The organism is Streptococcus sp. CL8.13 (assembly GCF_049737895.1).
In genome coordinates this window covers 1-9,802 of the sequence record NZ_JBKOTT010000018.1, presented here as the reverse complement: position 1 = coordinate 9,802, position 9,802 = coordinate 1, and the positions used below count along the sequence as shown (strand labels likewise).

Genomic DNA, 9,802 nt, shown 5'->3' with positions numbered 1-9,802 from the left:
GCTTTCGCTTGTCAACACTTTTTTGAAACTTTTTTAATCTTTTTTCATCAAGTGTTCCACACCACAACATACCATAGTCCGTACGGGATTCGAACCCGTGTTACCGCCGTGAAAAGGCGGTGTCTTAACCCCTTGACCAACGGACCAGAGCTGTTATTTTCAACTCTTACTATTATACCGACTTTTCAAACTTTGTCAACTACTTTTTAAACTTTTTATGTTTTTTTCTTTTTTTTGCATAGCTTCTTACCGAGTACGGATATCAAACTCTTTAAACACAATACGTAAGTCTCTTAATACTCTTTGACGCCCTCGGAAGCGTTCATGTCTTAAGATGCGTTCTAACTCTTCTTGTTTATCTTTACTTTGTTTGCTTCTATAATTTCTTAGTGTCTCATGAAAGAGATAATAATCATCTAGACACAGACCTCCCTCACTGATACGATGACTAATCTCACCTACTTCTTCATAGGGTTCTTTATCATATCTACGCTTCTGACTTTCTTGCTTACGGATATAGTCTAGAATTCGATTCCGGAACTTAGTCTTAAAATATTTCCTTAAACGAGGAATATCTTCTATTATTCCTTCTTCTCTACTAATCAATTCATGTAAGCAAATCATCCCCTCTTGGTCCCAATCCGATAGTTCCCATAAATGAAGGTAATATTCATTTCTACACTTATATACAATCCCCTGGACTTCTTCATATAATTCTTTAAACATAACGTCCCCCTTTCTAGATACAGTCTAACAAATAAAAAAGCTAATTCGGTTCTTTTCTCCGTTCTGTTCCCTACACCGTCTCAACTGCACAAAAAAGAGAGGACATGCCTCTCTCAGGGTTATAATTCTGCAATTTGGTTTAGGTTTACTTCTGCAACTGTGTCATTACCAAACATAGAGATAATCATCTTCACTTTATTGTTATCAATCTCTGTAATCTTACCAGTATAGTCTGCAAAAGCACCATCAATGATACGTACAGTTTGACCAACTTCAACATGAATATCAAACTCTTGTACAGTTTGTCCCATAGAAATCAAGATATCACGGATTTCTTGTTCCAATAATGGAGTTGGTTTTGATCTATTTCCGTGAGATCCGACAAATCCTGTAACGTTTGGTGTGTTTCGAACAACAAACCAAGCTTCATCTGTCATCACCATTTCCACAAGAACATAACCTGGAAAGCGATTTTCTTCTACTTCTTTTCTCTTTCCATTTTTTTCAACTTGCACTGTTTGTGTTGGAATTTCAACACGTAAAATATTATCCAACATATTGTAGGTTTGTGCACGTTGTAATAGATTTTCTTTTACCTTATTTTCATAACCAGAATAGGTTTGTAAGACAAACCATCCTTTATCAAAACTATCCATGATACTTCCTTTCATAATAGAAGATTTCTAGCGTGAATAACTCCACAGGTCTTCTAAAAAATGTTAATAAATCGAATCAAACCTGAAACAATCAACTTGTCAAAAATATAAATAATCACAACAAAGAAAGCAGTGTATTCCATGATAGAACGAAAATCTCTCCAGCTTTCCTTGCGAGTTGGCCATGTTGTGTCTTTAAGAAGTCTAAAAATATCTCCAATAAAACGCATCGCTCTCTCCTATCTCGTTTCTCTGTGTGTAGTGTACTTACCACAATGTTTACAAAATTTATTTACTTCTAGTCGTGTTGGCTTGGGGTTTCCGCTGATCTTGATTGAATAGTTTCTCGAACCACAAACCGCACAAGCTAGGCTTGCTTTTTTTAATGCCATAACGCCTCCATCTTATCTATTATAACAAGAAAGCTAGGCTTTGACAAGCATCTTAACGAAATAGATTGACTACCGAATCCCATATCGTTTGAGCCTTTTCCTTAATTTTAGCATCCGAGATGGCACGGCTAGCCTCATCTACCAGATTTTGTGCACGACTTCTAATATCAGAAAGACTATTATCCGCCTGATTTTCTTCATTACTCTGTACTTGATTTCTTGTATTGGCTGGTGCAATTCCATTTTGCTTATACGCATTTTCAACTGTAAAGGTACTTCCTGGCGTATAAGGTAAAATGGTATTGGCAATGTTTCTAAAGACATGGGCTGCACCGTTTGAAGTAGATCCTGCTAGATAGTGGCTTTCATCAGTGGTAGGAAAACCAAGCCAGTGACTAATCACTACATCCGGAGTATAACCAATTACCCACTGGTCACTTGTGTATTCAGGATTGAAAACAGCTTCAGTTGTTCCAGTTTTTCCTGCCATGACATAGTCTGCAGGTGATGAACTAATACCTGTTCCGTTTGTAAATGTTCCCAACATCATACTGGTCATCTTGTCAGCTACAGACTTATCAATCACCCGTTTTTGTGAATTTTTATGGCTCGCAATGACCTGACCACTAGCATTTTCAATTCTACTAATAAAATGAGCTTCCGGCATTAAACCTTCATTTGCAAAGGCAGCATATGCTTGAGCCATTTGCAGAGGGTTGGTTTCGACACCACTTCCCAAGGCTACACCAAGAACACGATCGACCTTTTCCATGTTGAGTCCGAATTTTTCGCCCGCCTCAAAAGCCTTGTCAACACCCAAGTCATTAACAGTGGCAACAGCAGGCAGATTAAGCGATTCTGCCAAGGCTTGATACATAGGAACTTCTCGACTCGTTTTGATCCCTGCATAGTTATCAACCTTATAGCTGTCATACTGCATGGTATGGTTATCCAACCGCTTATTCAAAGCCCAGCCAGCTTCAACTGCAGGCGTATAAACAACTAAAGGCTTAATTGTAGAACCAGGGCTACGTTTTGATTGAGTTGCATAGTTGAAATTCCGGAATCCAGTTTTATCATTGCCAGCAACCTGACCGACAACTCCACGAACTCCACCTGTTTTCGGTTCGAGAGCTACACTTCCTGATTGAGCAAATGTTCCATCCTCTGCCCTAGGAAATAGAGCTGTATTTTCATAGACAACCTGCATATTTGCTTGATAGTTTTGGTCCAGCTCTGTATAAATGCGGTAGCCATTATTGACAATCTCTTCCTCTGTTAGATTATACTTGGAAACAGCTTCATTAACCACCGCATCAAAGTAAGAAGGATAGCGGTAATCTGAGATTTTTCCTTCATACCTATCGTGTAATTGCGAAGTCATATCAACTTCTGCAGCTTCGGTTTCTTGATTTTTATCAATGTAACCCGCTGCAAGCATATTTTGCAAGACAGTATCGCGCCGATTGGTAGAATCTTCTACAGAATTCAAGGGATTATACAGTTCCGGCCCTTTGAGCATCCCTGCCAGAGTAGCAGCTTGATCTAAACTCACTTCTGATGCAGAAACTCCAAAGTATTTCTTACTCGCATCTTCTACACCCCACACACCATTTCCAAAATAAGCGTTGTTAAGGTACATGGTTAGAATTTGATCCTTACTATATTTTTTGGTTAATTCTAAAGCAAGGAAAAATTCTTTCGCTTTTCTCTCAACAGTTTGATCCTGTGACAGATAGGCGTTTTTAGCCAGCTGTTGGGTAATAGTAGAACCACCACCTGAACGACCAGCAGTTACAATAGCCAAGAAGAAACGACCATAGTTAATCCCGTCATTTTTATAAAAAGAACGGTCTTCTGTCGCAATAACGGCATTCTGCAAATTTTTACTGATATCAGTCAATTCAACATAGGTTCCTTTTTGACCAGACAAGGCACCAGCCTCCTTTTCTTCACGGTCAAAAATGAGAGTTCGAGTTTTCAAGGCATTTTGCAAATCATTGACATTGGTTGACTTGGCTACAGCAAACAAATAGGTTCCAACTAGCAAGCTTGCACTCAAACCTAGTATAAGGACAATCTTTGTTAGATGATAGCGACGCCAGAATTTTCGAATTGGACCTACTTGGGCTAATTTTTTTCGATCACTACGAGAGCGACGTAAGCTAGTAGAATCAGAGTCCTCTAGTTCACTTGTTTCTTTTTTAAAAAGAGAAAGAAATTTCTCGAATAATTTATCTAATTTCATGCGTTTATTTTATCATCTTCATCATAGGAAGACAAGAATTTAGCTATTTCCTATCAAAATAGGGCTTTTTTTGTTACAATATCTGTATGAAATTCACATTTACATTACCAGACTCTCTACCTCAAATGACGGTAAAGCAATTACTTGAGGAACAACTCCTCATCCCTAGAAAAATCCGTCATTTTTTGAGAATCAAGAAACACATTTTGATTAATCAGCGAGAAGTTCGCTGGAACGTGGTGGTGAATCCTGGAGATATTTGCCAGTTAACTTTTGACAAGGAAGATTATCCCGAAAAAGAAATCCCTTGGGGCAATCCTGACCTCGTTCAAGAGGTTTATCAAGATCAACACTTGATTATTGTCAACAAACCAGAGGGGATGAAAACGCATGGTAATCAGCCAAACGAAATCGCCCTTCTTAACCATGTCAGTGCCTATGTTGGCCAAACCTGCTATGTCGTTCATCGTCTGGACATGGAAACCAGTGGTTTGGTTCTCTTTGCCAAAAATCCTTTTATCCTGCCTATTCTCAATCGCTTACTGGAGAAAAAAGAGATTTCTAGGGAATATTGGGCACAGGTCGACGGACATATCAACAGCAAAGAACTTGTTTTCAAAGACAAAATTGGACGTGATCGCCATGATCGCAGAAAGCGAATAGTTGATACAAAAAATGGACAATATGCTGAAACACATGTAAGCAGATTAAAGCAATTTCCAAACAAAACTTCCTTGGTTCGTTGCAAGCTAAAGACAGGGCGAACCCATCAGATTCGTGTGCACCTTTCGCATCATAATCTTCCTATCCTGGGTGACCCTCTCTATAATAGTAAATCAAAAACAAGTCGGCTTATGCTCCACGCCTTTCGACTGTCCTTTACCCATCCGCTTACATTAGAGAAATTAAGCTTCAATGCACTTTCAGATACTTTCGAAAGAGAATTAAAAAAGAATGGATGATTGTGTCATCCATTTTTCCATATAAGAAAAGCAAGACCAATAGGCCTTGCTTTTTATCGACTCATGAATTATTTAGCGATTTTTGCGAAGTATTCAAGAGTACGAACAAGTTGTGCAGTGTATGACATTTCGTTGTCGTACCATGATACAACTTTAACCAATTGTTTACCGTCAACGTCAAGAACTTTAGTTTGAGTTGCGTCAAACAATGAACCGTAAGACATCCCTACGATATCTGAAGATACGATTGGATCTTCTGTGTAACCGTATGATTCGTTTGAAGCTGCTTTCATAGCTGCGTTCACTTCATCAACAGTAACGTTCTTTTCAAGAACAGCTACCAATTCAGTAACTGATCCAGTTGGAGTTGGAACGCGTTGTGCAGATCCGTCAAGTTTACCGTTCAATTCTGGGATTACAAGACCGATAGCTTTTGCAGCACCAGTTGAGTTAGGAACGATGTTTGCAGCACCAGCGCGAGCACGGCGAAGGTCACCACCACGGTGTGGTCCGTCAAGGATCATTTGGTCACCAGTGTAAGCGTGGATAGTAGTCATCAATCCTTCAACAACACCAAAGTTGTCTTGAAGAGCTTTAGCCATAGGAGCCAAGCAGTTTGTAGTACATGAAGCACCTGAGATAACTGTTTCAGTACCATCAAGAACATCGTGGTTAGTGTTGAATACAACTGTTTTAACGTCGTTTCCACCAGGAGCAGTAATAACAACTTTCTTAGCTCCACCTGGGTGCAAGTGTTTTTCAGCAGCTGCTTTCTTAGCAAAGAAACCAGTAGCTTCAAGAACGATTTCTACACCGTCGTTAGCCCAGTCGATTTGTTCTGGATCACGTTCAGCAGAAACACGGATGAATTTACCGTTAACTTCAAATCCACCTTCTCTAACTTCCACAGTTCCGTCGAAACGACCTTGAGTTGTGTCATATTTCAACAAGTGTGCAAGCATAACTGGATCTGTAAGGTCGTTGATGCGAGTAACTTCAACACCTTCTACGTTTTGGATACGGCGGAAAGCAAGACGACCGATACGTCCGAAACCGTTAATACCAACTTTAACTACCATTAGTGATTTCCTCCTTATGAAAATCATGAAATTTTTATTGTGAAAAGAGTAACTTGAATCACTACAAATCACCTTTCAACAAACCTATTATATAACTATTTGAGTTGAATTGCAAGTACGGGCGTTGTTTTTTGTCTACACCTCACTTATTTTTCTTTCTCCTTTGAAAGCCTATACTGCTGTCTTTCTTTGTCTACCTAGTCATTTACCGGTTTCCTTTTAAAATGAAAAGTGAAAATAGAAAAGCTAAAAATTATTTTCAATCTTTCAATTTTACAAAAAAGAGACAGGAAATTCCTGCCTCTAGGCTGATAACAATTATTTACGGCGTCCTGGTCTTTCTTTGTAGCCATAGTAAGAATCTTCGATGATTTCTTGCATATGGTCAACCATTGGAAGGCGTGGGTTAGCAGGTGAACATTGGTCTTCGTAAGCAAGGAAGGCCAATTCACGTGAATGTTCTTTCCATTCTTTTTCGTCGATACCTTGTGCTTTGAAGTTCATCTGGATACCTACGCGCTCACCAAGTTCGTAGACAGCTTTTGCGTAAGATTCCACACCTTCTTCTGGAGTAGAAGCTGGAAGTCCAAGCATACGAGCGATGTCTTGGTACTTCTCATCTGCACGGTAGTAGTTGTACTTAGGCCATGTTGCTGTCTTAGCTGGACGTGTACCGTTGTAGCGGATAACGTATGGGAGCAAGATTGCATTTGTACGACCGTGGATTGTGTGGAATTGCGCACCAATCTTATGGGCCATTGAGTGAGAAATACCTAAGAAGGCATTGGCAAAGGCCATACCAGCGATTGTTGAAGCGTTATGCATTTTCTCACGTGAATGGAAATCTGCATTCTTAACTGAGCTTTCAAGGTTTTCGAATACAAGTTTGATAGCTTGAAGCGCAAGACCGTCAGTGTAGTCGCTAGCCATTTGTGATACGTAAGCTTCAGTTGCGTGAGTCAATACGTCCATACCAGTATCAGCAGCTACAAATCCAGGAACTGTCAATACTAAGGCAGGGTCTACGATTGCCACAGTTGGTGTCAATGAGTAGTCAGCGATTGGGTATTTACGGTTGTTTGCTTTATCAGAGATAACGGCAAATGGCGTTACTTCAGATCCTGTACCAGATGTAGTTGGGATCGCGATGAATTTAGTCTTCTTACCAAGCAATGGGAATTTGAAGGCACGTTTACGGATATCCATGAATTTTTGAACAAGGTCACGGAAGTCCACTTCTGGTTGTTCATAGAAGAGCCACATTACTTTAGCAGCATCCATTGGAGATCCACCACCAAGAGCGATGATTGTATCTGGTTTGAAAGCACGCATGATTTCAGTACCACGTTCAACTGTAGTGATATCTGGATCTGGTTCTACATCAGCAAAGATTTGGTAAACAACCTTATTGCGACGAAGATCAAGTTGTTCGATGATACGATCAAGGAAACCAAGCTCTACCATGGCATGGTCAGTAACGATCATGACACGTTCAACGTCACGACATTTTTGAAGGTATTGAATTGAATCACGTTCAAAGTATGTTTTTGAAGGAAGTTTCATCCATTGCATGTTATTTCTCCGTCTTCCGACTTTTTTGATATTCAAGAGGTTAATGGCACTAACGTTATCCCCAACTGAGTTGCGTCCGTAAGAACCACATCCGAGTGTCAATGATGGCAAGAAGGCATTGTAAACGTCCCCGATACCACCGAAAGTAGAAGGTGAGTTACAGATAACACGAATAGCTTTAACAGCTTTACCAAATTCTTTAGTCAATTCTTCATCAGCTGTGTGGATGGCTGCTGAGTGTCCAAGACCGTTAAATTCAACCATTTGACGAGCCTTAGTAATACCATCTTCACGGCTTTCAGATTTCAAAACTGCGATAACTGGTGACAATTTTTCACGAGTCAATGGCTCGTTTTCACCAACTTCTTTACATTCTGCAGCAAGAATGTTTGTTCCTTCTGGAACTGTAAATCCTGCTTGCTCTGCAATCCAAGTTGCTGGTTTACCAACTATGTCAGCGTTCAATTTTGCACCAGCACAGTTTTTGCTGTTTGCTTTCACGCCGAAGCAGAATTCTTCAAGAAGTGCTTTTTCTTTTTTGTTTACAAAGTAAGTGTGATATGATTTGAACTCTGCTACAAATTCATCGTAAATTTCTTTATCAATGATAACCGCTTGTTCAGAGGCACAGACCATACCGTTGTCAAATGATTTAGACATGACGATATCGTGTGCAGCCTGGCGGATGTTAGCTGATTTTTCAACATAAGCTGGAACGTTTCCGGCACCTACCCCAAGAGCTGGTTTACCACATGAGTAAGCCGCTTTAACCATGGCATTACCACCTGTTGCAAGGATTGTTGCAATACCTTCGTGGTTCATAAGCGCACTAGTTGCTTCCATAGATGGTTCAGTAATCCACTGTACACAGTTTTCAGGAGCTCCTGCTTTAATCGCAGCATCACGAACGATTTGAGCTGCATGAGCTGATGATTCTTGAGCTGATGGGTGGAAGGCAAAGACAATTGGATTACGTGTCTTCAATGAAATCAAAGCCTTAAAGATTGCTGTTGATGTTGGGTTTGTTGTTGGAGTGATACCACAAACAACGCCAACTGGTTCAGCAATAAGAGTCAAACCTGTTACATCGTCTTCTTCGATAACGCCAACTGTTTTAGTGTGGCGCATGTTGTTTACTACGTGTTCACAAGCAAACAAGTTCTTAGTTGCTTTGTCTTCAAATACACCACGTCCTGTTTCTTCATAGGCATGTATAGCCAATTCTCCGTGGGCATCCAAAGCTGCCACTGACGCTTTAGCTACGATGTAGTCGACCTGTTCTTGGTCGAGTTTACGCATTTCCTCAAGAGCAACTAAAGCTTTTTGCACCAAGCCGTCGACATGCTTTTCAGCAGCGAGTTTCTTTTCTTCTGGTGTCACAGTTTTTTTATCAGCCATATTTTCCTCCATAGCTTTCAAGGATCGATATCCTTTGTTAATTTTTTCACAAGTTAATTATAACGTATTATTTTAACTTTGTAAACAGTTTCATAGACATTTCACAAAGAATTTTTTATTGTTTGTGAATTTTTTATTGTTTTCTTTACTTATCAAGTTTTTTCTTTAAAGTTTGTGAAATTTATTTCAAATTTTTTTATTTCACAAACTTACTTGGAAGGGGGCTTGGAAAGAAAGGAATTTGCAGGTAAGCGCTTACTTTTTGATACTAACAATACCTCCTTTGATAAGGAGGCCTTATTTTTGTTGAAAAACGCCTTGTTTAAAAGTCCCCTCATAAACGACTTCTTGTTCTGTTGTTAGTTTTCCTTGTCCTTCAGCCTGACCATTTACAAAATCACCTTCGTAGGTCCAGCCTTCTTTAGATTGAAAGGTACCTTTTCCGTTGAAAGCTCCATTGTTGAAACCACCTGTATATTGGTCTCCATTTTGGAAGGTGATGGTTCCTTGGCCATTCATTTTACCACGGACAAGACTACCGTCGTAAACAATGGTTCCATTATCAAGCTTTAGAACACCTTTTCCGGGAATATTTAGAAAAAAGACGAGCACAGCACAAAAAACAATCGTAACTACTGCCAAAAGCTCTAAACGTGGACGAGTCAGATAGACACGATACTTTTCGTAAAAATTCTTAAGATTTTCCACCTTCACTCTCCTTTTCTAAACGTTCTAACCAAGCTTGACAACCCTCTTGAACACGTCGATA

The 9,802-nt window shown here is 39.7% G+C and carries 9 protein-coding genes, 1 tRNA gene and 1 pseudogene; 1 reads left to right on the top strand and 10 read right to left on the bottom strand.

What is annotated here, in order from left to right:
- Window positions 1-74: 74 nt before the first annotated feature.
- The 6 genes from ACLNCN_RS01295 to pbp2a form a co-directional block, all read right to left on the bottom strand.
- Window positions 75-146 (bottom strand) — tRNA-Glu (locus ACLNCN_RS01295).
- A gap of 100 nt (window positions 147-246) precedes the next feature.
- Complete coding sequence (locus tag ACLNCN_RS01290) at window positions 247-726, bottom strand: sigma-70 family RNA polymerase sigma factor (protein ID WP_084930219.1); 480 nt, start codon at window positions 724-726, stop codon at window positions 247-249.
- Window positions 727-845: 119 nt separating this feature from the next.
- Entirely contained in the window at window positions 846-1,382 is a 537-nt protein-coding gene (gene nusG / locus ACLNCN_RS01285) for a transcription termination/antitermination protein NusG (protein ID WP_084930218.1), read from the bottom strand.
- Between the two features lie 53 nt (window positions 1,383-1,435).
- Window positions 1,436-1,612: a preprotein translocase subunit SecE gene (secE, locus tag ACLNCN_RS01280; protein WP_001210990.1), complete on the bottom strand. Its 177-nt coding sequence runs from the start codon at window positions 1,610-1,612 to the stop codon at window positions 1,436-1,438.
- 9 nt (window positions 1,613-1,621) lie between these two features.
- Window positions 1,622-1,774: a 50S ribosomal protein L33 gene (rpmG, locus tag ACLNCN_RS01275; RefSeq protein WP_001809375.1), complete on the bottom strand. Its 153-nt coding sequence runs from the start codon at window positions 1,772-1,774 to the stop codon at window positions 1,622-1,624.
- A gap of 52 nt (window positions 1,775-1,826) precedes the next feature.
- Window positions 1,827-4,022: a penicillin-binding protein PBP2A gene (gene pbp2a / locus ACLNCN_RS01270; protein ID WP_424844467.1), complete on the bottom strand. Its 2,196-nt coding sequence runs from the start codon at window positions 4,020-4,022 to the stop codon at window positions 1,827-1,829.
- A gap of 86 nt (window positions 4,023-4,108) precedes the next feature.
- On the opposite strand from pbp2a, the gene ACLNCN_RS01265 reads away from it, so the two are divergent.
- Entirely contained in the window at window positions 4,109-4,984 is an 876-nt protein-coding gene (locus ACLNCN_RS01265) for an RluA family pseudouridine synthase (protein ID WP_424844466.1), read from the top strand.
- A 68-nt stretch (window positions 4,985-5,052) separates the two neighbouring features.
- Here the strand turns inward: ACLNCN_RS01265 and gap are convergent, their stop codons facing one another.
- The 4 genes and pseudogenes from gap to ACLNCN_RS01245 form a co-directional block, all read right to left on the bottom strand.
- Window positions 5,053-6,063 carry a type I glyceraldehyde-3-phosphate dehydrogenase gene (gene gap / locus ACLNCN_RS01260; protein WP_049492462.1) on the bottom strand — a complete coding sequence of 337 codons (1,011 nt, stop codon included), beginning with the start codon at window positions 6,061-6,063 and terminating at the stop codon, window positions 5,053-5,055.
- Window positions 6,064-6,381: 318 nt separating this feature from the next.
- A complete protein-coding gene (adhE, locus tag ACLNCN_RS01255; RefSeq protein ID WP_261016393.1) occupies window positions 6,382-9,033 on the bottom strand; it encodes a bifunctional acetaldehyde-CoA/alcohol dehydrogenase in 2,652 nt (883 codons plus the stop codon).
- 297 nt (window positions 9,034-9,330) lie between these two features.
- Complete coding sequence (locus ACLNCN_RS01250; RefSeq protein ID WP_261011636.1) at window positions 9,331-9,741, bottom strand: hypothetical protein; 411 nt, start codon at window positions 9,739-9,741, stop codon at window positions 9,331-9,333.
- Window positions 9,728-9,802 (bottom strand): annotated as a pseudogene (locus ACLNCN_RS01245) (low molecular weight protein-tyrosine-phosphatase); the annotation flags it as partial. The gene ACLNCN_RS01250 and the pseudogene ACLNCN_RS01245, both read right to left, overlap by 14 nt.

Excerpts from the sequence above, each read along its gene's own strand:
- nusG (WP_084930218.1), bottom strand. The coding sequence starts at position 1,382 with ATGGATAGTTTTGATAAAGGATGGTTTGTCTTACAAACCTATTCTGGT.
- ACLNCN_RS01290 (WP_084930219.1), bottom strand. The coding sequence starts at position 726 with ATGTTTAAAGAATTATATGAAGAAGTCCAGGGGATTGTATATAAGTGT.
- rpmG (WP_001809375.1), bottom strand. The coding sequence starts at position 1,774 with ATGGCATTAAAAAAAGCAAGCCTAGCTTGTGCGGTTTGTGGTTCGAGA.
- ACLNCN_RS01265 (WP_424844466.1), top strand. The coding sequence starts at position 4,109 with ATGAAATTCACATTTACATTACCAGACTCTCTACCTCAAATGACGGTA.
- adhE (WP_261016393.1), bottom strand. The coding sequence starts at position 9,033 with ATGGCTGATAAAAAAACTGTGACACCAGAAGAAAAGAAACTCGCTGCT.
- pbp2a (WP_424844467.1), bottom strand. The coding sequence starts at position 4,022 with ATGAAATTAGATAAATTATTCGAGAAATTTCTTTCTCTTTTTAAAAAA.
- secE (WP_001210990.1), bottom strand. The coding sequence starts at position 1,612 with ATGCGTTTTATTGGAGATATTTTTAGACTTCTTAAAGACACAACATGG.
- gap (WP_049492462.1), bottom strand. The coding sequence starts at position 6,063 with ATGGTAGTTAAAGTTGGTATTAACGGTTTCGGACGTATCGGTCGTCTT.